Raw genomic sequence first — 23,142 nt, forward strand, 5'->3', positions numbered from 1 at the left:
AAATCGATAGTCTATATTAGAGTTTAGTGGCAGTTCTAAGAGCTTCTGCTTTATCAATTTTTTCCCAGCTGAATTCTGGTAATTCTCTACCAAAGTGACCATAGTTAGAGGTTTTTCTGTAGATTGGTCTTAATAAGTCTAAGTTTTCAATAATTTTACCAACTCTTAGGTCAAAGTTTTCAGCAACAAGTTGTTCGATTTTTGAATCAGCTATTCTACCTGTACCAAATGTATTTACCATAAGTGATACGGGGCTTGCTACACCTATTGCATAAGCAACTTGTATCTCGCATTTATCAGCTAAGCCGGCAGCTACGATATTTTTGGCGATATATCTTCCCATATATGCACCAGAACGGTCAACCTTGGAAGGATCTTTACCAGAAAAAGCTCCTCCACCATGGTGTGCAGCTCCACCGTAAGTATCGACTATGATTTTTCTACCTGTTAAGCCACAATCTCCTTGTGGTCCACCTATCAAAAACACTCCAGTAGGATTTATATGGTATTTTGTGTTCTTTGTTATTAAGTTTTTAGGAATTACATCTTTTATGATTTCTTCTATTACTGCATCATGTAAGTCTTTCTGAGAAATTGTCTCATCATGTTGAGTTGAGAGTACAATAGTATCAATAAACTTTGGTTTATCATTTTCATATGCTAAAGTAACTTGAGCTTTGGCATCTGGTCGTAACCAACTTAGTTTATTTGTTTTTCTAAGCTGGGCTTGTTTTCTCATTAATAGATGTGAGTAATAAATTGCAGAAGGCATCAAGGTAGGGGTCTCATTGGTGGCAAAACCAAACATTAAACCTTGATCACCTGCTCCTAAATCCTCTGGTGAGCCGCGATCAACACCCTGTGCTATATCACTAGATTGTTTTCCAATAGCGTTTATAACTGAACAGGTTCTACCATCAATACCTTTGTTAGCATTATCGTAACCTGTTTCTGTGATTACGTTTCTTACTAGTTCCTCAATATCAACCCATGCTGAGGTTGTAATCTCACCAGCTACTAAAGCCATTCCTGTTTTTACAAGAGTTTCACATGCAACACGAGCATTTTTGTCTTGTTTTAATATTTCATCTAGTATGGCATCAGATATTTGGTCAGCTAGTTTATCTGGGTGTCCTTCTGAGACTGATTCAGATGTAAAAAGGTAGTTTTTTGACATTTTTTGCTCCTTTTAGATTGTGCTAAAAGGCTTCTAGAAAATAACTTGGGAATAATTTATTTAATAGAAACGCTTTAGCTTATTGTTTTATGTCGCAAGCAAGTTGTTTGTTAAATACAGCGACAAGTTGTATTATATCTAATGTTTATATTATGTCAACTATTGACTTTTTAGTTAAGAAACTTTAAAGTAGTGCTATTAAAATTTGTATAAAATTTGTACCAAAGGTAAATGATAGCATAAATCAGAGCTTTGGTAGTTTATAGTTTTGAAAATTTAAAAACTGGAGAAATAATAAATGGTAGTAATTCGTATGGCTCGTGGTGGAGCTAAAAAGCGTCCTTTCTATAGAATAGTGGTTGCAGATAAAAAAAGCCCTAGAGACGGCAAATTTATCGAAAAACTTGGCTTTTTCAATCCAATCGCTAAAGGTGGTGAAGAAAGATTAAAGCTAGATGTTGCAAAAGCTGATGAATGGATTTCAAAAGGGGCTCAACCTTCAGAAAGAGTAGCTTCTTTAATTAAAGAAGCTAAGAGATCTGCTTAATTTTTTCATAAGATCTATATTTTTATGTCAGAGAGTTTCGTTGAAATAGCTAAAGTTGGTTCTACTTACAAGCTTGACGGCGAACTTAACTTATATCCTTTGGCAAATCCCATAGAAGTTTTATTAGCTTATGGTGATTGGTACATACGGCTTGCTGGGGTTGATTCTTGGCAGTTGCTAAAGGGCGAAAGTGTATATCGCCGGGCTGATAAGATTTACCTGAAATTAGCTAACGTTAATGATGCAAGTGTTGCAAAAAAATACGTTAATGCACTAATAGGTGTACCTGTGGAAGCATTACCAGCGCTGCAAGAGGATGAAGCTTATTTTAAAGACTTAATTGGTTGTAAAGTTAGTAATCATCATGGAGAATCCTTTGGTAAGGTTATAGATATTATTGAAACAGGAGCAAATGAGGTTTTAGTTTGCCATGATGGGGAGCAAGAGTATTTAATTCCTTATGTTAAGCAATATATTGTTAAAGAAGAAATTAATCTAAAGAAAATAGTCGTTGATTGGGAATACGATTTTTAGTTATGAAATTTGGAATAGTTTCAATCTTTCCAGAAATGTTTAAGGCATTAAGTGATTTTGGTATCACTTCTAGAGCATTTAAAACAGAAATAGCAGCAGTAAAATATTTTAACCCTCGTGACTACACTACCGACAGACATGCAACCGTAGATGATACTAGTTTTGGTGGTGGAGCTGGTATGGTTATGAAGTATCAGCCGTTAGCGGATGCTATTTTGGGAGCAAAAAAAACTTTAGGTTATAAAACAAAAGTAGTATACTTGTCGCCGCAGGGTAGTATTTTTGATCATAGTAAAGCTCTAGAGCTTTTAAATAATGATTCTTTAATATTACTTTGTGGTAGATATGAGGGAGTTGATGAACGCTTAATCCAAGAACATGTTGACGAGGAAATCTCTGTTGGTGATTTTGTGTTAAGTGGTGGTGAAATTCCAGCTATGTTGATTATGGATAGTTTAATTAGGCTACTGCCTAATGTGTTGGGTAATAAAGATTCTGTTGTAGAAGATTCATTTTATGATGGTTTATTAGATTACCCACATTATACAAAGCCAGCAGTTTTACCTAATGGTGAAGCTGTCCCGGATATATTGTTATCTGGTAATCATTTGGAAATAGCAAGATGGAGACGTAAGCAAAAGTTGATTAGAACTTATGAGCGTCGTAAAGATTTAATACAGTGCCTATGCCTATCTGATAAAGATAAACATGTATTAGAACAATACCAAAAAGATAAGGTAAGCACACAAGGGGTAAAAGATGAAAAATAAATTTGTTGAGCTAGTAGAAAAATCGCAAATAAGAACGGACCTTCCCGAGATCAATCCAGGAGATTCAATAACAGTTAATCTATGGATCAAAGAAGGTGATAAGCAAAGAATTCAAGCATTTAAAGGTTTTGTTTTAAAAAAGAGAAACAGAGGCCTTCATTCAGCCTTTATAGTAAGAAAAATGTCATCTGGTATGGGTGTAGAAAGAACATTCCAAACTCACTCACCACTTATAGATAGTATAGTAGTTGATAAAAAGGCTGATGTACGTAGAGCTAAACTATACTACATGAGAGACCTCACTGGTAAAGCTGCTAGAATTAAGGAAAAAGTATAGTAATTTATACCTAAAGGACTGATAAAAGTGTCTGCTAATATAGATACTTTTTTAGATAACTTATGGCTTGAGCATGGTTTAAGCCAAAATACTATCTCTTCTTATCGTACAGATCTTAAATTCTTACAGAATTATTTTTCAAAATTAGATATTGTAAATCTTAGCTTTGAGCAATTATATGCTTTTATCTCTTATAGGTCAAAAAAAGGCTATAGTGCTCGTTCTAATGCTAGGATGATTTCTACTTTACGTAAGTTTTATAATTGGCTTTTTTCAACAGGTCAGATTACGCTTAATCCAACATCTAAGCTGGAGTTACCAAAGCTAGCAAAAAATTTACCTAAAGATATGACAGAGTTAGATGTTGAAAAACTTCTACAAGAACCTGATCTAAGTGAAGATGTTGGTATACGTGATAAAGCAATGTTAGAGTTAATGTATGCTACAGGGTTGCGTGTAAGTGAGTTAGTTGGATTAAATATTGATGATTTAGATTTAAACATGGGAGTTATACAAGTTTTAGGTAAAGGCTCAAAGGAACGTATAGTCCCAATAGGGGAATATGCTCTAGAGTATTTACAAAAATATTTTAATGAAGTAAGGCCAAATTTAATAAGAACGTTTAAAGAAAAGGCAGTTTTTGTAAGTAAGCATTTTAGGCGGATTACTCGTCAATCATTTTGGCATCGTATAAAACATTATGCTTTAACAGCAGGGATAGATACAGAGATATCTCCGCATACCTTAAGACATGCTTTTGCTACTCACTTGCTTAACCATGGGGCTGACTTAAGGTCTGTACAGTTGTTACTAGGACATAGTAATGTTTCCACAACGACAATATATATTCATATTTCACAAAATAGACTTAAACAAATTTACCAAAAACACCATCCTAGGGGTTAGTAGGGGTGACCTTATAAAAAAATATTTTAATGGCTTTATAATGATAACTTATTAGAATTGTACTAGGCTTACTCTATTGTCTATTGTCTATTGTCTATTGTCTATTGTCTATTGAGCAAGTTTTTTTCTAAGAACTTAAGGGCTTATTATTGTATAATGCTATAGATGGTTGTTGATAAAATGGAGCTATAAATGAATATCTTGAGTGTAGACTATTATGCTGATGGCGCTGCTAAGGATTTTACTAGATCTCTTAAAGAAACTGGGTTTGCTGTATTAAAAACTCATCCTATAGATTGGAGTTTGATTCAAACAGTCTATAAGGAGTGGGAAGATTTTTTAAAGTCTGAGTATGTGCATAACTATAGATTTGATACTGAAAAGCAGGATGGCTATTTTCCAAAAGATGTTTCAGAAGTAGCTAAGGGTGAAAAAGTTAAGGATATAAAGCATTTTTATCACTTGTATTTTCCATGGGGAAGGTATCCTAATGAGGTAAGTGATGCTGCTAGAAAGGTGTTTTATCAGATGATAGAGCTTGGTAAGACTTTATTGCAGTGGATCGATGACTATATGGACCCTCAGGTAGCAGATAAGTTACCTATGAGGCTTCGAGAGACTATTTCAGAACCGGGTACTTTGTTGAGAATATTACATTACCCAGCAATGCAAGGAAATGAAGAGCCAGGCGCTGTCAGAGCTGCAGCACATGAAGATATAAACCTTATAACATTATTGCCAATAGCATCTTCACCCGGTTTGCAAGTTTTATCACCAACTAATAACCAATGGTATGATGTACCATGTGATAGTGAGTCTATAATAGTAAATATAGGCGATATGCTCCAGGAAATGACAAATGGTGAGTATATTGCAACTAAACATAGAGTGGTAAAGCCAGAGGGTGAAGCTGAAAACGTTGACAGGATTTCTATACCTTGTTTCATACATCCTAAATCAGATGTTTACTTATCACAAAGGTACCCTCAAGCAGGCGATTTTTTGAACGAAAGACTAAAAGAGCTAGGGTTAAAATAAAAGTTTCTTTTAATTGTACAAGAAATTCTTTGCCATTTTGTATTTAATATTTACTTAATACTATAGAAAAATATTAATCTTTATAATTTTAGTTTAGAATATAGATTAGGTAAAAGAAATTTTTTTATATAATGATAGATAAAAATGGATATCGAGCAAACGTTGCTGTTGTATTGCTTAATAAGCAAAACAGAGTATTTTGGGGGCAACGTCGTAACCGATCATCTTGGCAGTTTCCTCAAGGTGGAGTAGTCTCAGGAGAAACCCCACTACAAGCTATGTATCGTGAATTACATGAAGAGGTAGGTTTAAGGCCTCATGATGTGGAAGTTTTAGCCTCGACTAGGGATTGGTACAAATATGACATACCAGAAGCTTTAATTAGAAATAAGGAGCCTATTTGTATAGGACAAAAACAAAAATGGTTTTTGCTAAGACTCAAATCTTCGGAAGGTAATATAGATTTAGAAGCTAATAAATCACCAGAATTTGATAACTGGCGCTGGGTTAGCTACTGGTATCCTATAAATCATGTTGTTTACTTTAAGCAAGAGACTTATCGTAAAGCTCTAACATACTTTAAAGATTATATAAAATAAGGAAACTAATTTTTTGTTGTCTGTGCTTCTACAAAAGTTTTTGCCCATAAGTAAGAGAATATTCCTATGTATGCAGCTACAAGCACATCAGATATATAGTGATCTAATATAATTATTCTACTAACAGCTACAAGGCTAGCTATTAATATAGCTATAGCAGTAATATATTTCTTATTAAAAAAATTGGCAAACGCTAAAAGCCCTGCAAATGATAATGTTGTGTGTCCTGACGGCATTGAGTTGAACATTTTCTTTAAAGAGAAAAAATGAAAGCCATATTTATTATCTAAAATAAGCATTTCTGGTCTATATCTTGCTAGTATAACTTTTACGATGCTAGCTATAATAATAGCTAGTATTAATGAAAGAGAGAGGGTGTAAATTTTAGTAGAAGGCTCTTCTGATTTTATGTATTTAAAGATACAAAGTATTGTTGCTAAAATAGCTATAATTGACCATACCTTTGTAGAGAATATTTTTGAAAACATAGTCGCAACACTACTGATTTCTGCCCCAAAAAAATCATTGGTATGTATTAGATTAAGGATTTTCATATCAAGAAAATTATAACTTAAGGTAGCTAACACTAAAGTAAGAATTCCGTATAATCCAGTAATTTTTATAAGTTTTAAATCTAAATATTTCATGCTGTTTATTTAAAATCATTCGGTTAACTGATAGAGTTGTAATATTACCATATGTTATAAATAAAGCCTAAGATGTTTGAACAAGGTTGGTATACAAAAGCAACACAAATTTTAAGTGAAAATTTTAACCAACGCCCAACTAATGTTGAAGTTGATTTGGTCGTTGTGCATTGTATAAGTTTGCCAGAAGGTCAGTACGATAATTCTAACGTTGAGAAACTATTTACAAATACTTTAGACTGTAGTGTAGATGTTAGTTTTGAAAGTCTAAGAGATATAAAAGTTTCTGCTCATTTTTATATTAAGCGAGAGGGTGAAATTTTCCAGTTTGTTGCTGTGAATGATAGAGCTTGGCATGCAGGGGTTAGTAGTTATAATGGTAGAGAAAATTGTAATGATTTTTCTATAGGTATAGAGCTACAAGGTACGGATAAGTCAGCATACACAACAGAACAATATACCTCTTTAAACTTTTTGTTGAAAAATTTGAAAGAAAGCTATCCAACTTTGAAGGATATAGTAGGGCATCAGGATATAGCGCCACAACGAAAAACCGATCCTGGTAGATGTTTTAATTGGAGCAAAGTAGTTTTTTAAATGTACTATTTAAATGCTAACAGTTTTACAAGTTAGAATAATAGTATTCCATAGCATTTTGATAAAGATTAGCAATTGTGTCAGAGTTTTGTTTACTAATTTCTTTTATGAGATCGAGATTTTCTACCAAATCTTTGTAGTCAGATATTTTTGCTATAACAGCTTTATTTTTATCATATTGGTTTGTAAGAAAATGGAACTTCTGTTTCTTTCCTAGTAGTTCATATAGCTGCTTATATTTAACTATAGTATTTTCTAAGCTTCTAACAGAATAATTAAAATCAGACATTGCAAACTGTTTGTAATTATTTATTTCTGCATCATCGCAAATTTTTTGGTCATTATTTTTACAGTCTTTTGTTTTTTGAGTATATGTTTCAATGTAGCCTATGGTACTGTCAAAAGAGCCAAACTGCCACTCAATAGTATTAATCAGCCCCTGAGTGACTTGGGCTTTTTGATATTTACTGATGGTTGAATTGATTATACATAAAATACCTAGCAAAGTTATAATGACGATGGTTAATTTTTCATTTAAAAGTTTCCATAAAGTTTTCATATCTTTTTCCTTTTACTCAATAATAGCTTTATCACCATAACTTTCTAGCCAGTCACGGCGGTCTTTAGCTCTTTTTTTTGCTAGAAGCATATCTAGGGTCTCACTGTCTTTGTGTGTATCTGAAATTGTAAGCTGTATTAGTCTTCTTGAAGATACATCCATTGTGGATTCCCTTAACTGAATAGGATTCATCTCTCCTAGACCTTTAAAGCGCATTATATTTACTTTATTATTAGTTTTAGCATGCTGAGAAAGTATGGAGTCTCTTTCAATTTCATCTAAGGCATAAAAAGTATTTTTACCAATATCTACCCTAAATAGAGGAGGTTGAGCAATATATATATGACCATTTTCTATGAGCTTTCTAAAATGTTTTAGAAACATTGCACATAATAAAGTAGCAATATGTAAACCATCAGAATCAGCATCAGCAAGGATACAAATTTTATTGTATCTTAGCCCAGAAATATCCTCACTATCAGGTTCAACACCAATAGCTGTAGCTATATTATGGACTTCTTGCGAGTTCATAATTGTATCGGCATCTAGTTCCCAGCTATTTAGGATTTTCCCCTTAAGAGGCATTACAGCTTGAAAGTTTTTATCACGAGCTTGTTTTGCTGAGCCACCTGCTGAATCTCCCTCAACTATAAAAAGTTCTGTGGAGTTTATATCTGAGCTAATACAATCAGTAAGTTTGCCTGGTAAACGAATAGAAGTATTCATAATGCGCTTACGAGCCGTTTTTTTATCAGCATTAATCCTTTTTTGGGCAATTTTGTTAATATTTTCGACTATTTCGCGCGCTTCATTTGGATGTTGATTAAGCCAAATTGTAAGTAGGTCTCTTACTGTGGTTGCTACAAAAGAGGTTACATCTTTGTTTGATAGCTTTTCTTTTGTTTGTCCAGAGAATTGAGGATTTGGAATTTTTACAGATATTACATAGTTTAGTTGAGCAAAAGAATCGTTAGCAGTTATTTTTACATTTTTTAGACTTAAAGAATTCTTTTCTATATAAGTTTTAATAGCATCGTATATGCCATTTTTTAATCCTGCAACGTGAGTACCATCTTGTGGGGTTGGAATTAGATTTACATAACTATTTTTTATATATTCTATGGGAGAGTCACACCAGCAAAAAACAGCATCTATGTAAGACTCACTATTTGAAAAATTATCTATAAAAAATGGTTCTAAAGGTAAGGTATCTGTACCAAGCTTATGATCTAAGTAACCTTTTAATCCTGTATTGAAATGCCAAGTATAATCTTCTTTTTTTTGCTCATTAGAGTATTTAATAGTAAGACCTTTACAAAGTATAGCTTTGGCTTCAAGTAAGTTCTTTAGTGCTTTTAAATTAACCTTAGTGTCATCGAAGTACTTTTTATTAGGCCAAAATCTGACTTTTGTACCAGTATTTTTTTTACCAACGGAACCTATAACTTCGAGGTCTTTTACCTTAAAACCATCTTCAAAGGTGATACTATAAATTTTACCATCTCTTTTTATTTCTGCTTCTAGACGGTTTGATAAAGCATTAACTACAGAAACCCCTACACCATGCAAGCCACCAGAATGAGTATAGTTTTTATTATTAAACTTACCACCGGAATGAAGTTTTGTCATAATAAGTTCAATCCCTGATATTTTATGTTCAGGGTGTATGTCCACAGGCATACCACGACCATTGTCAATAATTTCGACACTGTTATCACTATAAATAGTCACCTGGATATTATCCGCAAAACCGGCAAGCACCTCATCGATACTATTATCCACGATTTCTTGAACAAGGTGATTTGGGTTTTCTGTATTTGTGTACATACCTGGTCTTTTTTTAACAGGATCAAGACCAGTCAGCACTTCTATGGATTTAGCATTATAGTTTTGCATAATGTTATTTAAAGTATATGTTCTAAAAATTAACTAATACACATAGTATACATAAAATACTTGAAAATACAGTTTTCTATTTTTGTCTTTATTGATGATTTTAGTACTTTAAATTTTGATAATAGCTAACTATTAGGGGAGTGTTGCAAACTAAAATTATATGTTTCTAACTGTGTTAAAAATATTCTCAAAATGCTCATTTACTACATGTAAACTGCGCTTTTTCGAATATTTTTGCCTTGTTACCACCCATCTAATCTCAGCTTGCAACAGCCCCATTATCTGCAATCCATAGCACTAAACTCATACAAAAATACTTTGATATAAATCCTGCATCTTCAAGTATTTTATGTATAATTATCTTTTTAAGAAATAACAACTATAAGGCAAAAATATAGCAAGTCCAATAGTAGGTAATATTATGAATGCAAACGATAAAACGAACTCACTTCCTAAGCCAATTTGACTCATAATGGCTGTAGTTATGGAGGCTATCCCCATTTGCATAAACCCCATAATTGATGATGCCGCACCTGCTGTTGAAGAGAAGTTTTCTAAAGCTATAGGAGTCAGTAGTGGCACACTAAAAGAAACTCCAGTAAATGTTAATGACAGTATCGCTGTTAAAGCTAATGAAAGCTCCATGTCAGTTAATTCTCTAAATGCATAAACACATAAAATTCCAGAGATAAGTGTACAAAGCATGCCGAAGTTGACTAAATATTTGTAAGCTATTATGCGGCTTATCTTAGCACATACAAGTGAGCCAGAAACCACTGCTACAACTATTAATGTAAGTAAATATAAGAAGCTAAATTTATCAAGCTTAAGAATGTTTAAAAAAATATCAGGAGCTTCTATAAGGCAAGCATAAATTACACTAATGTTAATACCTAGCACAAATGTTGCGAAGAAAAATTGATGATCTTTAAAAAGGGATAAGTAGTTTATAATTAGATATTTTGGTTTTAAGGCTTCAATATTTTTTTTTCTTATAGTCTCAGGGAAAAATAAAGTAACATTTATAAACAAAAAGCTAGATGCTACAAGGAGTATCCAAAAGATTAGTACCGGTGTCAGGAATACCCCTAGTATTGCCCCAACAGCAGGTGCCAAAACGAAAGCAATATTCATGATGGCAAATATAGATCCTTGCTCTTTTAGTTCAAAAGCATCCTTTACAGCAACGGTAGCTATTACTCCACCAGCAGCAGCGCCAAAGCCTTGTAGTAACCTTGCATAGATTAAATTTTCTACACTATCAACAAATATGCATATTATAGAGCTGAATATAAAAAAAACAGCTCCGGTGAGAATTAAGGGTTTACGACCATATCTATCAGATAAAGGTCCATATAATATTTGGCTAATAGAATAGCCTAGTAGATATGAGGTTATAGTAAGTTGCACATGTGAATAGTCAGTAGCAAGAATTTTTTTTAGCTCAGGTAACACAGGAGCGTAGATAGTATCGCCAAATGGTCCTAATGAGACCATTAAAATAAGTATGAGTAAAGATGGTTTTGTTATTTTATACATTTACCCCTGCTTATTTTTGCTAAAATCACCGATTATTACATTAATTTTTAAACCTTTTGTTTGAGGTTTATTTTTATCAATATTATTGTTTTCAGTAAGCTCTTTAGTTTTTACTGGGTAAATTTGCTTGATCTGTGTACCTCTATCAACTTTGTAATCACTAAGTATACTATCATATATAACTTTATCACTATAAGCGTCTACTAGATATATAGTTCCATCTTCAGTTTGTACGATAATACCTTCTTCAGTTGGAATTAGCTGACTAGAAATACCGTAGTCAAAAATTTTACTTTCAGGAGTTAATTTAAGCCTACCTAAGTATTCACCATTTAGAGAGTTAAAGAAGTGTAGGTACCCTTGATAATCTGCTACAACAATTAAGCCTTTGTAATACACTGGTCCAGTGATTTTACGCCATTTAAGTATGTCTTGGGTCCATACTGTGTCACCATTTTGGGTGTCAAAAGCTTTTAGTGAGCTGTCATCTTGGCTGGTAAAAATTATTCCATCATTAATAGCCATGTTATTAATTACAGAAGATTTTTTTGCCCATAGCATTTTACCATTATCTTTATCTAGGGCTACTATTGCTCCTTGATACGAGGCAAATATCAGGTAGTCACCATATAGCATAGGATTAGCAGTTATATCGACCATTTTGTCTGCAGGTGAAGAACCATGAGCTATAGCAATAGGAATATTAATAGTTCTATCTCCTTCTTCGGTCGTAAAACCAAGAACAGTACCAAAAGCCGAGCCAATCATAACAGTGTTATTAAGAACTATAGGTGAAGAGTTGGTTGGCAAGGTGATTTCTGGAATATTGTTAAGAGCACTCCACTTTTTTTCACCATCTTTTGCATCAAATGCAGACACAGAACCATCATGCGTGTAAGTATATATAATACTGTCATAGATGGTTGGTTGAGATAATAGACTACTTGGCATTTGCGTATGCCATAATGTTGAACCGTCTTTTGTATCAAGAGCGATTAAGTCGCCTTTTATTGAGCCCAATATTACAGCGTTGGCTATATCATTTGGTTGAGCTGATAAGCTCATATCAATATCTTTTTGCCAAATTATTTCACCATTTTTAATATTTAGAGCATACACTAGTCCATTTTCATTAGGGACAAATATTGATTCGTTAGTATATGTTGGTGCAAGATCATAGTTGCCCATGCCACCATTACCATTACCTGTTTTTGTTTGCCATTTTACTTTTATATGGGTTTGTTGAGGAGGCTTTTCTTCTAAAGGTGTGGGTGGGGGTACATTACTTTTTGAGCAGCTAGTAATCAAGATAGTCAATATTAAAAGAATAATAAAGTAGTTAATATTTAATAACCTATTCATAGTTAGTTTGAATTATTTATAAATTGAGTGATTATTTGTTTAAACTCTGGTGTGGTATTAGGGTCTTGAGTAGCTTTTTGCCAAATCTCAATAGCTTTTGTTGTATTACCCTTTTGCTTATATGCTTGACCTAATAACATAAGAGGATAAGCATTATTTTGTAAATATTTTAAACTATTAAGAGTTTCAATAGCTTCATCTGATTGGTTGGTTTCTATGTAAAGTTTAGCTAATCTGGTTTTTGTAATATCTGTTAAACTGTCTTTAGGGTTAGCATTAGAACTTTTTAGTAGAGCGTCGATAGCATTTTTATAATCAGTAGCACTAATCTCTTTTTTAGGATTTAATTTAGTTGATGTAATATATATATTTGCTATATTCCAACTTGCAAATATACCAAAACTTGTAGTTGGGTAAGTGTTTGCTACACTTTCAAAACTAGCTATTTTAGTGTCTATAGGATTGTCTGGATTTTCGCTTGTTATAAGTGCTTTTTGGTAGCTTTCGGAGGCTTCAAGCATTTTCTGGTTATCCCCAGAACTATAAAACTGAAATATCGTAATACAAATAATAGCAACAATAATCACCCCAGCAATAGTGTATAAAGCTTGAGCTTGTTTTTTAGATAGATTTTTAATCTTCATTAGTTTAACTTCTTATAAATTAGTAAACTTACAATATCTTATCATAAAAACAAGCTTGTTGTTAGTTCCTTAATGCCCCTAATAAAAAGAATAGCGTATAATGTCAAGGTATTTTGTGTTAGAATAGGGAGTGTTTTTCCAATTGATTAAATTATTTTAGAAAATTTTAAAAATAAGTATGGCATTAATATCTTTAGCGATTGATTATAAAAAATCTCCCATAGATGTGCGTAGTGAGTTTTCACTATCTGGGTATGATGTAAGAGAGTTATACAGCTCCATACTTGCTATAGATGATGTTTGTTACGCTGTTATTTTATCAACATGTAACCGTACAGAAATTTATCTTGAAATATCTAATTTAAAAGTTGTCGATGCTATTTTGGTATGGTGGCAAAATCATGTCAGAGATTCAAAGTACTCTCTTAAAGATTACTTTAAACTAAGACAAGGTACAGAAGTTATAAGACACCTAATGAAGCTTGCTTGTGGCTTAGAATCGATGGTTTTAGGCGAGCCACAAATATTAGGACAGGTTAAAGACTCTTATACGCAGAGTAAACAAAATCGTGCTTTAGGCAAAGAGTTAGATAGAGTGTTTCAAAAAGTTTTTGCTACAGCTAAAAAAGTTCGTAGTGAAACAAGAATTGGGCATTGTCCAGTTTCAGTAGCTTTTTCAGCTATTTCTTTGGCTAAAAAACAACTAGATAATATTTCAACCAAAAATGTTTTGATTATAGGAGCAGGTCAAACAGGAGAACTCTTATTTAGACATGTTACAGCTTTAGCTCCAAAATATATTATGCTTGCTAATAGAAGTTTGGACAAAGCACAAAAGATCACCAGAACCTTTGCTAATGCTACAGCGTATACTTTAGATCAGTTGCCAGAGTTGCTTAAAGAAGCTGATATAGTCATTGCTGCAGTTACTGTAAAAGACTATATTGTTACACCAGTATATTTAGATTTTAAACCAAGAGTTTTTGTCGATATATCAATCCCTAGAGCTATAGATCCTAGTGTCGAAAGTATTGGACAAAATGTATATTATTGTGTTGATGATATACATGCAGTCATGGAAGAAGGTAAAGATAAGCGTAAGCTTGAAAGCACAAGGGCTCAGAAGATTATAGTTAAATCTTTGGAGGAGTATTTAGAAAAGGAAAAAGCTATTATATCTAACACAGCAATTAAAGAACTCTTTGATAAAGCTGATGATATGGTAGATATGTCACTAGAAAGAAGTTTATCTAAAATTAGAAATGGTAAAGATGCTGAAGAGATAATAAAAAGATTTGCATATGAGATTAAGAAAAAAGTTTTACACTATCCAGTTATGGGAATGAAAGAGGCATCGAAAGAAGGTAGAAAAGATTGTCTTGTATGTATGAAACGAATGTTTGGTTTAAACATGGAAAAATAAATGAAAGATTCTATAAAGTCAAAATTACAAAGCCTTGTAGAAAGGCATGAGGAAGTAAGTGCGTTACTTAGTGATGCCAGTGTTATTTCCAACCAAAACAAATTTAGAGATTTATCAAAAGAGTACTCTAACTTAGAGCCAGTTGTTAAAGCTTTTAAAGAATACTCTCAAGCACAAGAAGATAAGCAAGCAGCACAAGAGATGTTAAATGAGAAGGATCAAGATTTGGTTGAGATGGCAAAAGAGGAATTAAAACTTGCTGAAACTAAAATCATAGAGCTTGAGAAAGAACTACAGGTCTTACTGTTGCCACGTGATCCTAATGATGATGCTAACGTATTTTTAGAAATAAGAGCAGGTACTGGTGGTGATGAAGCTTCTATATTCTCTGGAGATTTATTTAGAATGTATTCTAAATACGCTGAGCAAAAAGGCTGGAAAATAGAAGTTGTGTCGGCTAGTGAGGGTGAGCATGGCGGTTATAAAGAAATAATCACAAAGATAAATGGTGAAGGTGTGTACTCACAGCTTAAATTTGAGTCTGGGGCTCATAGAGTGCAACGTGTTCCGGCTACTGAGTCACAAGGTAGAATCCATACTTCAGCATGTACTGTAGCTGTTATGCCAGAGGTTGATGAGGTTGAGGGTATCGACATTAACCCGGCGGATTTAAAAGTTGATACTTTTAGAGCATCAGGAGCAGGAGGCCAGCATGTTAACAAAACTGACTCTGCAATTAGGATAACACACATCCCAACAGGTGTTGTTGTTGAGTGCCAGGATCAGCGTTCGCAACATAAAAACCGTGCAGCTGCTATGTCGATGTTAAAATCTAAGCTTTTACAAGCTGAGATAGATAAACAACAAAAAGAACAGTCAGATACACGTAGAAATCTGGTTGGTAGCGGTGATAGGTCAGAGAGAATTAGAACTTATAACTACCCTCAGGGAAGGATTACTGATCATCGTATTAACCTTACACTGTATAAACTTGATGAAGTCATGGAAGGTTATTTAGATAGTGTGATTCAACCATTGGTTTTAGAGCATCAAGCTGATCTTTTAGCTACTATGTCAGATGAGTAGTAATCTAACAATTTCTAATCTAATAAAAACAAATTTAACGAAGTTTAAATTTAGTGATACTGCTACAGCTAGATCTGACATTCAGACGATAGTTTGCGAAGTTTTAGGTGTAGATAAAACTTATCTGTATATGTGCCCTGAGCAAACTTTAGGTGATCAACAAGCTAAAGAAATTGAGCAAAAGATTTCACGTTTAAGCCAAGGTGAGCCATTGGCCTATATATTAGGCTATAAATATTTTTGGAAACAAAAACTATTTGTAACCAAAGATACTCTTATCCCTAGAGCAGATACCGAAGTTTTAATTGAAACGATTTTGAATGATATTAATAAAACAGTCGTTCCGGACACTGACCCGGTATCTCTTGACTATAAGTCTTATGTTAAATTGAAAATATTAGATTTAGGTACAGGCACGGGGGCAATAGCTTTGGCATTAGCTAATGAGCTATCAAATAGTCAAATAATTGCTGTGGACTTTTCTGAAAAGGCTTTAGAGGTTGCCCAAATAAATGCTGTAGCAAATGGTATTGATAACGTTAAATTTATTAAAAGTAATTGGTATCAAGCTTTAGGATTAGAAAAATTTGATATTATAGTTTCAAACCCACCTTATATAGATCATGATGATAGTAATATCGATTTTGAGGTAAAAGCTTATGAACCTAAATCAGCACTTTTTGCTGGCGATGAGGGGTTAGCTGATATAAAAATTATAGTTACTCAAGCATCAAAGTTTTTAGTACCTGGAGGAAGAATATATTTAGAACATGGATTCTCTCAAGCAGAAGAAGTGGCAAGAGTGTTACAAGAAAATAATTTTTCAGGCATCCAAACTATTAAAGATTTGAATAATAAGGATAGGTGTACAGTTGGACATAATTAAAAACACTTATTCTATTTTTTTAGCATAATCACCATTCTTATTTCGAAGATAAATTGTATTACTATTCTCAAAAAATAATTTACAATCTGACTATAAAAAACTATGATTCACCCCAAAGCGAAGGAAGGTTTATTTTGTCTCCAAAAACCACTTTACATTAGTTATAATTTAAATTTATATTTCAACCAAATATGCTTAAGTATTTAATATTTATTAAAATAAGTATTGATAGTAAATTTTATTGATATATAATATTTAAACATTAGTTTAATAAAAATACATGGTTTAACTATAAAAATAGGTGGATATTTGTGAATAAAAAATTAATAAGTGTGATAGCTATATTGACAACAGCTCCATTATTAAGTAGTTGTGGTACACAAGAAGAACTAAGTGAGTATCAGATAGTTACAAGCTGTAATGATCTAACATGTAGTATAGCCTTAGATCAAGTTGATTTACTTAGATATACAACTGTATTAGGTAAAGATATTGATCGAGTACTAAAATCAGAACCTGTAGGGGCTACTGAAGGCACGCAGTTTGATATAACATGGAGTATATCAGGTGGAGATTACGCTACAGATGCAGACATGACAGCTGCTGGGTTAACAGCATGTGAAAGCGATACTTGTTCAAACACAGCTAATCCAACTGGTTACGTATTTAGTTCACCTGGAGCTAAACAAATAAGTGTATCAGGTGTTGTTAAACTAAGTGATGGCCGTACGATTAATGTAAATCAGTCAAAATCTATACTTGTCGGACTTTATTCTACGGCTACATACAGGGTTCCTAAAAACAGTAGTAGTACTTACTATAACGCTACTCAAATGGTGAATGACTTTAATAACCTGCCAAGTAATGAAAGAGCAGGAATTAGTTCTATATCAGTAGATAATAATAATATTACTTTTACATGTGAGGAGGGGCAGTATATTACTTCAGCAATGCGTGATTTATCAAGTGGTCAAAAATTAGATTTTTCAAATTTAGTTGACCAATCAGGTTCAGTACAATTTGAAGCTGGTGTGACGTTCACGGCGTCGTATGGTGGAACTTACGTTAGAAACGCAGAGCAAGTTTCTTCCTCAGTGCAATGGACTGCTATTGCTTGTGGAGGAATAATTGGGTCATAGTAAGAAGAGTGTAGATATAATTGAATTGTAACGACACGTGTCTATAAACAACTACAACTACCGTAAAGTTTCTTGTTTGTAGTAGCGCAAATTGCATGCTCACAGTTTTGCTAAAGTTCTTTTAAGCTGTATGTAATATAGTCAGATTCTGGCTTACTGTGTGATTCTTAACTTATATCTTTTTATACAGCATTATATATGCTTGTTTTCTTAGTTCTGTTTCTTCATTTTCTTTTAAGATTTTTACTTCTTCATCATTAATCTTATACACCTTCGGATATTTTTTGAGTGAAACTAAATAGTAATGTCCCTGTTTAGAGGTCTTTCCTTTATGAATAATATAGGCTAATAATTTATATTGCTTATTCGCAATATTTAAATTTATATCTACTTCAATTTCACTTATATTTTTTGAGTAATTATTATAGCCATCCCACTGAAACCTTTTTAATCTTATAATAAAAAAATTAGGGTTGTTAGAAATTTTAGTAGAGTGCTCTCCTGGAAATTTATAATTATTTTCTTCTAGAAGTGTATAATTTTCTTTTTGTCCATATTTCTCAGCTAGACAACTATAACAAATTAGTGGAACATCACTTTTTTGTGGGCTTTGTTGACGAACTAACATATCTGATATACAGTGTGTAGTCGAATGTGTATCTTTAATAAAATCTAGGTCATAAATATAAATCTCATCATTTGTTATTCTAGTTTCTTCTATCTCTTTATGTTTTGTACAGTGAAGTTTTTTTGTTATAGTAAACAGTATTTGAAAATTATTTAGACAAACATTTCTATATTCAGAGTTACTCATAATTGAAGATAAAAAATCATAAGCATCCTGCTGTGAATAATTTTCATTTAACAATTGGCCTTCAGGCAGCCAAAAAGCTGATACTAAAGAATTTAAACTATCTCTTGAAGAAAAAGATGGGAAATTGAAAACGTTGTTAGGAGATTCATTTATATGGTCTAATAGCTGTAAAGATGAGTTTATGTAACAAGTATTATTAACGTTGCGTAATGGTGTGAAAAAATTACTATTGCTATTAAAGTGGGGGGAAGCAAGATGATTAAAAGAAGCTCGAGGTGAATTATAGCGTGGACCAGAGGCCTTCTGCAGCTTTATATTTACATATTTAAGCGCACTATCAATGGTTTTATAAAACTCTGATTTGTTTAAATTTTTGGGTATATTCTTTACCCAGGTATGAACTTCGTTCTTATTCCAACGCTCAGAAATGCTACCTTTTACTTTGGTTTTGGAATATGACATTGCAGTTTCAAATATGTCCTTTTGCTGTTGCAAAATGCTTCGCATTTCATTTATATTGGTTGATTTTTCTATTGCGTCATAAACTTGTTCTAGGCGACCTATATGGTTTTTACCTTTAAGATATAACCATATATTTCTAGACTTTGAGGTATTATTAGGGTTGGTTTTTAAGTATTTTTCTAATATTCTCAAAATATTTATTCTAATTTCTTTAATATCTATAATGCTATTTCGTTTTTTACAAGTAACATAGTTTTGGTCACTAGCTTCAGCTTTAAATGAGGTCTTACTAGAGCTTTTACTTGCGTCTCTACGCTCAAAGAGATCGTCAAATAGCTCATTCATTTCCTTAACATAGAGATCGTCAAATAGCTCATTCATTTCCTTAACATAGAGATCGTGGTGAATGGAGTTTTCAGAAGTTTGATATTTGTAAACAGAGTATATTTTTAAGTCACCTGTAGGAGGATCATTATCTTTGCCAAAATTTGAATATAAATTTACCTGATTTTGGTTGTTGGTGTCGTTGTTACCTATATGACCAAAAACGTTTATAACATTATGATCAGGAAACTTAGTATTTTTTATACCCCGTACGAAGTTGTGAAGATGAGTAGTCAGTATCCACATGCTGGTAAATGATTGATTACTATTAATGACAAAGTCATGGAAATAATTATTGATTTTAGTTATCGTAGCATGTAGGTTTGCTCCTTTTGGAGCAAAAGTAATTTCCTTAATTGTTTCAAGATTGCAGGGAGCATGAGAGTAAACTATTTCTTTGATTCCTATAGTTTCATATTCCATAACTTTTAAATGCGGTAAGTAAGCTGTAGCATAATTCTCTAGGAATGTATCTTCATAGTGAAGTATTGAATCTAAATCATAAGATTTATACAGGAATTGAGGCTTTATTTTCTTGTTTAGTAAATCAAGAAACTTCTCATCATGGTTTGAGAGACATATAGTATAATCGATTTTAGATTCTTTCATTCTTTGGAAAACTAGCAGAGTCATATAGTCGGAATTTCCTATATCAGCCAAAATACCACCAATAAAAACTAATTTTATCTGTTTAATGCGACTGGTATCAAATCGAATTTCCTCTAGATTTCTTTCAAAGGAATAATAATTTTTACTGTTATAAGCAGACTTTAACCTGTCATATATACTTTGTAGACCATGTTGATGCAAATCTATAACACCGATTTCAATGAGAAATCTAATAGCTTTTAATGCATTGCCATGTAAATCTCCAATAGCAAATGTGGCTTTATAACCAGGTTCTATTTTGAAGTTTTCATCTAATTCATTTTTTATTTGTTCTATATTAATTTGCTTTAAATTTCTATATTTAGAATAATACTTCTTATACTCCTTCATTTTAATACCTTATTCTTATTTTTTGGTTTGAGTTATAAGACACTGTTGCAACCTAAAAGTAAAACAAGTGCTCATCAACAATTTTTTAGTTAAATTTAGTTTTAAACAAATTATATGGTTTTGATTAACTAAAGTTATTTAATATATATTTTATTAAATAATGTTAAGTATAACATAAATTAATCAATAACTCATGTAATAGATATTATTATTCAATTTATTTGTATAGAATGGCTAAAAATTGAATAATATTAGGTTATTAAAGTAATTTGGAGTAGTGATAGTAGTAAGTATCGAGGTTGCAAGCTTATCTCTGAGATTATGCTATAAAAGCATTCTCTACCCAGTTAATGTCATTATTATTTATAGCAATTACATCAAACCGGCACTCATAATTTTCATACTTTGAATTTCTCTTTAGAAAAATGTTGGCAGTGTTTATAAGCTTTTTTTGTTTAGAATAAGTTATCATCTCTTCAGCTTTAGCAAAAGTTGTAGGGCCTCTATATTTGACTTCAATAAAAACGAGGGTATTTTTGTCTAATGCAATAATGTCAATTTCACCGTAAGGCAAAACTTTGAAGTTTTGCACTAAAATTTGCAGACCTTGAGACTTTAAAAATTTACAAGCTTCTAATTCTGCTTTATTACCAATTTTTGTGGTTTTTTTCATGTTTGTAGTTACTTGTAGTGACAGCACATTGTGCTGTCTTTGATAGTAAATTTAGGTTTTGACAGATCAGCGAACTGGTCACTACACTAAAGATTAAATTTCTTAATTGTTAATTCCGCTATGCCTTAGTAATGCCTCTTCACTAGGTTTTCTACCCATAAATGCCACAAAATTATCCATAGCATCACGAGATGATCCTTTTGAAATAATATTCTCTAGTAATTCTTGTCCGACTTTATCGCTTAAAACACCTTCTTTTTCAAAGCGAGAGAAGACATCAGAAGAGAGGATTTCTGCCCATTTGTAACTATAGTATCCAGCTGCATACCCACCAGCAAAAATGTGTGAAAAACTATTTTGGAATTTATTGTAGTTTGGCACTGGAAGTAGGTCTATTTTTTTACGAACAGCGTCTAGCTCTGTTTGTACCATATTTATACTAGTTAACTTTTTAAAATGAATATTCATATCAAAAATACCAAACTCTAACTGTCTAACCATCATTAATGCTGAATGAAAATGTCGTGTTCCGACTAGTTTATTTATTTGCTCTTTAGAAAGCTTTTTACCATCACGTGAGCCTGAGATTAAGTTTAGTCCTTCTTCGCACCAGCAGAAGTTTTCCATAAATTGGCTTGGAAGCTCTACAGCATCCCATTCAACACCATTTGTCCCAGATATTGAAGGAATACTAACTTTTGATAAAATATGATGTAAAGCATGACCAAATTCATGAAATAGTGTAACAACATCGTTATGAGTTAGATTAGCACCTTGTTTAGATGGTGGTAGAAAGTTACAAGTTACATAAGCAACAGGATTTTGTGTTTTACCGTCAGATTTTATAAATGCTGTGCGAGAGCTATCCATCCAAGCACCACCACGTTTATTATCTCTAGCAAATAAGTCACAAATTATACTACCTATATATTTATCGTTTTTGAAAAAATCAAAAGTTTGTTGTTCAGGGATATATTTTTTATAAGAAGTATTTTCTTTTATCTCTAAACCATATATACAATTAAGGATTTTAAATAAACCAAGTTGTACCTTTTCTAGAGGGAAATATTCTCTTAGCTCTTCGGCTGTGAAATCATATTTAGCTTTTTTAAGTTTTTCAGCGTAGTATGCTGTATCCCAAGGTTTTAGTTCATCTTTTAAACCATTTTCTTTAGCGAAGGTACATAACTCTTCTAGCTCTCTCTTTGCTTGTAGTTTTGATTTGTCTAAAAGTTTATTTAAAAGTTCTAAAACTTGTTCTGGGGTTTCAGCCATCTTTGTAAACAGTGAATATTCAGCATAATTATTAAAACCTAAAATTTGTGATTTTTCGATACGTAATTTTAGAATTTTCTCAATAGTTTCATCATTATCAAAGCTAATATTACTAGCTTCTTTAGAGGCTTTTGTCGAGTATGCTTTATAGAATATTTCTCGTAACTCTCTCTTATCAGCTTGTTGCATCACCGCTAAATATGTTGGGATATCTATGCCAAGAGCATATTTTGAGCTTAATCTTTTTTGTTTAGTTTTATCCTTAGCTACTTGAATAGTAGTTTCTGGTAATCCACTTAAGTCTTCATCGTTATCAGTAGTGTAAACCCAATCCATAGTAGCATCTAAAACATTATTTTCAAATTTGCTAGCTAGTTGGGCCAGTTCTTCTGATATTTCTAGTAGTCTTTGTCTTTTAGCTTCTTCAAGGTTTACTCCTGACATCTCAAAACCAACAATAGCTTTACGTACAGCTTGTGCTTGCTCGGAATTTAAATCTTGATTTTGCACTTTCTGATAAAAGCTTAGTAATTCTTTATTTTGTCCTACTTTTGTATAAAAGTTTGTAAGTTTAGTTACAGCATATTCATAGCTTTCTCGTAATTCTTTAGTATTACATACAGCATTCATATGAGAAATGGTTGAAAAGGCTTGGGTGATTTTTTCATCGTCTTCTTCTAGTTTTAAGAGAGTTTCCCAACTTATATTTTTAGCTTTCAAAGTATTTTTTAGATTATTTTGAGCTTGTTCTATAGCAGTATCTATAGCTGATTTTACTTCATGCTCTTGAAAATTGGCTAAATCTGGCAAGCTAGAGTGTTTTAGTATTGAATTCATAATTACCTCAAA

The 23,142-nt window shown here is 32.5% G+C and carries 22 protein-coding genes; 12 read left to right on the forward strand and 10 right to left on the reverse strand.

All coding sequences use genetic code 11. The features are described from left to right. Positions 1 to 16 precede the first annotated feature (16 nt). Positions 17 to 1,177: a methionine adenosyltransferase gene (gene metK / locus E4K63_RS01330; protein WP_133942167.1), complete on the reverse strand. Its 1,161-nt coding sequence runs from the start codon at positions 1,175 to 1,177 to the stop codon at positions 17 to 19. A gap of 298 nt (positions 1,178 to 1,475) precedes the next feature. Between metK and rpsP the strand changes: the two genes are divergently transcribed. The 7 genes from rpsP to E4K63_RS01365 all read left to right on the forward strand — a co-directional run bounded on the left by rpsP (position 1,476) and on the right by E4K63_RS01365 (position 5,908). Next, positions 1,476 to 1,724, forward strand: a complete 249-nt coding sequence (rpsP, locus tag E4K63_RS01335; protein WP_133942168.1) for a 30S ribosomal protein S16 — start codon at positions 1,476 to 1,478, stop codon at positions 1,722 to 1,724. Positions 1,725 to 1,748: 24 nt separating this feature from the next. Further along, positions 1,749 to 2,258 carry a ribosome maturation factor RimM gene (rimM, locus tag E4K63_RS01340; RefSeq protein WP_133942169.1) on the forward strand — a complete coding sequence of 170 codons (510 nt, stop codon included), beginning with the start codon at positions 1,749 to 1,751 and terminating at the stop codon, positions 2,256 to 2,258. A 2-nt stretch (positions 2,259 to 2,260) separates the two neighbouring features. Then, complete coding sequence (gene trmD / locus E4K63_RS01345; RefSeq protein ID WP_133942170.1) at positions 2,261 to 3,028, forward strand: tRNA (guanosine(37)-N1)-methyltransferase TrmD; 768 nt, start codon at positions 2,261 to 2,263, stop codon at positions 3,026 to 3,028. Continuing rightward, positions 3,018 to 3,365: a 50S ribosomal protein L19 gene (gene rplS, locus E4K63_RS01350; protein ID WP_133942171.1), complete on the forward strand. Its 348-nt coding sequence runs from the start codon at positions 3,018 to 3,020 to the stop codon at positions 3,363 to 3,365. The genes trmD and rplS overlap by 11 nt, the downstream gene beginning before the upstream one ends. A 27-nt stretch (positions 3,366 to 3,392) precedes the next feature. Further along, positions 3,393 to 4,271: a site-specific tyrosine recombinase XerD gene (gene xerD, locus E4K63_RS01355; protein ID WP_133942172.1), complete on the forward strand. Its 879-nt coding sequence runs from the start codon at positions 3,393 to 3,395 to the stop codon at positions 4,269 to 4,271. Between the two features lie 192 nt (positions 4,272 to 4,463). After that, the gene (locus E4K63_RS01360; protein WP_133942173.1) at positions 4,464 to 5,309 is read left to right on the forward strand and encodes a 2OG-Fe(II) oxygenase family protein; all 846 of its coding nucleotides are present in this window, start codon (positions 4,464 to 4,466) and stop codon (positions 5,307 to 5,309) included. A 131-nt stretch (positions 5,310 to 5,440) separates the two neighbouring features. Continuing rightward, positions 5,441 to 5,908 carry an RNA pyrophosphohydrolase gene (locus tag E4K63_RS01365; RefSeq protein WP_133942174.1) on the forward strand — a complete coding sequence of 156 codons (468 nt, stop codon included), beginning with the start codon at positions 5,441 to 5,443 and terminating at the stop codon, positions 5,906 to 5,908. 5 nt (positions 5,909 to 5,913) lie between these two features. Here E4K63_RS01365 and E4K63_RS01370 read toward each other — a convergent pair whose 3' ends face one another. Then, positions 5,914 to 6,555, reverse strand: a complete 642-nt coding sequence (locus E4K63_RS01370; protein WP_133942175.1) for a phosphatase PAP2 family protein — start codon at positions 6,553 to 6,555, stop codon at positions 5,914 to 5,916. A 72-nt stretch (positions 6,556 to 6,627) separates the two neighbouring features. Between E4K63_RS01370 and ampD the strand changes: the two genes are divergently transcribed. After that, positions 6,628 to 7,152: a 1,6-anhydro-N-acetylmuramyl-L-alanine amidase AmpD gene (ampD, locus tag E4K63_RS01375; RefSeq protein WP_133942176.1), complete on the forward strand. Its 525-nt coding sequence runs from the start codon at positions 6,628 to 6,630 to the stop codon at positions 7,150 to 7,152. A gap of 25 nt (positions 7,153 to 7,177) precedes the next feature. Here ampD and E4K63_RS01380 read toward each other — a convergent pair whose 3' ends face one another. From E4K63_RS01380 to E4K63_RS01400, 5 genes are all read right to left on the reverse strand, one after another. Then, positions 7,178 to 7,711: a hypothetical protein gene (locus tag E4K63_RS01380; protein WP_133942177.1), complete on the reverse strand. Its 534-nt coding sequence runs from the start codon at positions 7,709 to 7,711 to the stop codon at positions 7,178 to 7,180. Positions 7,712 to 7,723: 12 nt separating this feature from the next. Then, positions 7,724 to 9,607, reverse strand: a complete 1,884-nt coding sequence (parE, locus tag E4K63_RS01385; RefSeq protein ID WP_133942178.1) for a DNA topoisomerase IV subunit B — start codon at positions 9,605 to 9,607, stop codon at positions 7,724 to 7,726. Positions 9,608 to 9,964: 357 nt separating this feature from the next. After that, positions 9,965 to 11,146 carry a multidrug effflux MFS transporter gene (locus E4K63_RS01390; RefSeq protein WP_133942179.1) on the reverse strand — a complete coding sequence of 394 codons (1,182 nt, stop codon included), beginning with the start codon at positions 11,144 to 11,146 and terminating at the stop codon, positions 9,965 to 9,967. Continuing rightward, positions 11,147 to 12,508: an outer membrane protein assembly factor BamB gene (gene bamB, locus E4K63_RS01395; RefSeq protein ID WP_133942180.1), complete on the reverse strand. Its 1,362-nt coding sequence runs from the start codon at positions 12,506 to 12,508 to the stop codon at positions 11,147 to 11,149. Between the two features lie 2 nt (positions 12,509 to 12,510). Then, complete coding sequence (locus E4K63_RS01400) at positions 12,511 to 13,146, reverse strand: tetratricopeptide repeat protein (RefSeq protein ID WP_133942192.1); 636 nt, start codon at positions 13,144 to 13,146, stop codon at positions 12,511 to 12,513. Between the two features lie 184 nt (positions 13,147 to 13,330). Between E4K63_RS01400 and E4K63_RS01405 the strand changes: the two genes are divergently transcribed. The 4 genes from E4K63_RS01405 to E4K63_RS01420 all read left to right on the forward strand — a co-directional run bounded on the left by E4K63_RS01405 (position 13,331) and on the right by E4K63_RS01420 (position 17,686). Continuing rightward, positions 13,331 to 14,575 (forward strand): glutamyl-tRNA reductase, encoded by a 1,245-nt coding sequence (locus E4K63_RS01405; RefSeq protein WP_133942181.1) that lies wholly within the window; start codon positions 13,331 to 13,333, stop codon positions 14,573 to 14,575. Continuing rightward, positions 14,576 to 15,661 (forward strand): peptide chain release factor 1, encoded by a 1,086-nt coding sequence (gene prfA, locus E4K63_RS01410; RefSeq protein ID WP_133942182.1) that lies wholly within the window; start codon positions 14,576 to 14,578, stop codon positions 15,659 to 15,661. Further along, a complete protein-coding gene (gene prmC / locus E4K63_RS01415) occupies positions 15,654 to 16,547 on the forward strand; it encodes a peptide chain release factor N(5)-glutamine methyltransferase (RefSeq protein WP_133942183.1) in 894 nt (297 codons plus the stop codon). Before prfA ends, prmC begins: the two co-directional genes overlap by 8 nt. A gap of 311 nt (positions 16,548 to 16,858) precedes the next feature. After that, positions 16,859 to 17,686 (forward strand): DUF3281 family protein, encoded by an 828-nt coding sequence (locus tag E4K63_RS01420; RefSeq protein WP_166666904.1) that lies wholly within the window; start codon positions 16,859 to 16,861, stop codon positions 17,684 to 17,686. A 172-nt stretch (positions 17,687 to 17,858) separates the two neighbouring features. Here the strand turns inward: E4K63_RS01420 and E4K63_RS01425 are convergent, their stop codons facing one another. From E4K63_RS01425 to E4K63_RS01435, 3 genes are all read right to left on the reverse strand, one after another. Further along, positions 17,859 to 20,345, reverse strand: a complete 2,487-nt coding sequence (locus E4K63_RS01425) for a ubiquitin carboxyl-terminal hydrolase (RefSeq protein ID WP_133942185.1) — start codon at positions 20,343 to 20,345, stop codon at positions 17,859 to 17,861. A 319-nt stretch (positions 20,346 to 20,664) separates the two neighbouring features. After that, the gene (locus E4K63_RS01430; RefSeq protein ID WP_133942186.1) at positions 20,665 to 21,018 is read right to left on the reverse strand and encodes a YraN family protein; all 354 of its coding nucleotides are present in this window, start codon (positions 21,016 to 21,018) and stop codon (positions 20,665 to 20,667) included. 102 nt (positions 21,019 to 21,120) lie between these two features. Further along, positions 21,121 to 23,130 carry a M3 family metallopeptidase gene (locus E4K63_RS01435; protein WP_133942187.1) on the reverse strand — a complete coding sequence of 670 codons (2,010 nt, stop codon included), beginning with the start codon at positions 23,128 to 23,130 and terminating at the stop codon, positions 21,121 to 21,123. Positions 23,131 to 23,142 lie beyond the last annotated feature (12 nt).

The organism is Allofrancisella inopinata, assembly GCF_012222965.1.
Lineage (GTDB): Bacteria > Pseudomonadota > Gammaproteobacteria > Francisellales > Francisellaceae > Francisella > Francisella inopinata.

What these genes read in the sequence shown, in the direction of transcription:
- trmD (WP_133942170.1), top strand. Translation starts at nt 2,261, where the DNA reads ATGAAATTTGGAATAGTTTCAATCTTTCCAGAAATGTTTAAGGCATTA.
- E4K63_RS01365 (WP_133942174.1), top strand. Translation starts at nt 5,441, where the DNA reads ATGATAGATAAAAATGGATATCGAGCAAACGTTGCTGTTGTATTGCTT.
- rpsP (WP_133942168.1), top strand. Translation starts at nt 1,476, where the DNA reads ATGGTAGTAATTCGTATGGCTCGTGGTGGAGCTAAAAAGCGTCCTTTC.
- parE (WP_133942178.1), bottom strand. Translation starts at nt 9,607, where the DNA reads ATGCAAAACTATAATGCTAAATCCATAGAAGTGCTGACTGGTCTTGAT.
- E4K63_RS01430 (WP_133942186.1), bottom strand. Translation starts at nt 21,018, where the DNA reads ATGAAAAAAACCACAAAAATTGGTAATAAAGCAGAATTAGAAGCTTGT.
- prfA (WP_133942182.1), top strand. Translation starts at nt 14,576, where the DNA reads ATGAAAGATTCTATAAAGTCAAAATTACAAAGCCTTGTAGAAAGGCAT.
- bamB (WP_133942180.1), bottom strand. Translation starts at nt 12,508, where the DNA reads ATGAATAGGTTATTAAATATTAACTACTTTATTATTCTTTTAATATTG.
- E4K63_RS01360 (WP_133942173.1), top strand. Translation starts at nt 4,464, where the DNA reads ATGAATATCTTGAGTGTAGACTATTATGCTGATGGCGCTGCTAAGGAT.
- E4K63_RS01370 (WP_133942175.1), bottom strand. Translation starts at nt 6,555, where the DNA reads ATGAAATATTTAGATTTAAAACTTATAAAAATTACTGGATTATACGGA.
- E4K63_RS01390 (WP_133942179.1), bottom strand. Translation starts at nt 11,146, where the DNA reads ATGTATAAAATAACAAAACCATCTTTACTCATACTTATTTTAATGGTC.
- E4K63_RS01435 (WP_133942187.1), bottom strand. Translation starts at nt 23,130, where the DNA reads ATGAATTCAATACTAAAACACTCTAGCTTGCCAGATTTAGCCAATTTT.
- metK (WP_133942167.1), bottom strand. Translation starts at nt 1,177, where the DNA reads ATGTCAAAAAACTACCTTTTTACATCTGAATCAGTCTCAGAAGGACAC.
- ampD (WP_133942176.1), top strand. Translation starts at nt 6,628, where the DNA reads ATGTTTGAACAAGGTTGGTATACAAAAGCAACACAAATTTTAAGTGAA.
- E4K63_RS01405 (WP_133942181.1), top strand. Translation starts at nt 13,331, where the DNA reads ATGGCATTAATATCTTTAGCGATTGATTATAAAAAATCTCCCATAGAT.
- E4K63_RS01425 (WP_133942185.1), bottom strand. Translation starts at nt 20,345, where the DNA reads ATGAAGGAGTATAAGAAGTATTATTCTAAATATAGAAATTTAAAGCAA.
- rimM (WP_133942169.1), top strand. Translation starts at nt 1,749, where the DNA reads ATGTCAGAGAGTTTCGTTGAAATAGCTAAAGTTGGTTCTACTTACAAG.
- prmC (WP_133942183.1), top strand. Translation starts at nt 15,654, where the DNA reads ATGAGTAGTAATCTAACAATTTCTAATCTAATAAAAACAAATTTAACG.
- E4K63_RS01380 (WP_133942177.1), bottom strand. Translation starts at nt 7,711, where the DNA reads ATGAAAACTTTATGGAAACTTTTAAATGAAAAATTAACCATCGTCATT.
- rplS (WP_133942171.1), top strand. Translation starts at nt 3,018, where the DNA reads ATGAAAAATAAATTTGTTGAGCTAGTAGAAAAATCGCAAATAAGAACG.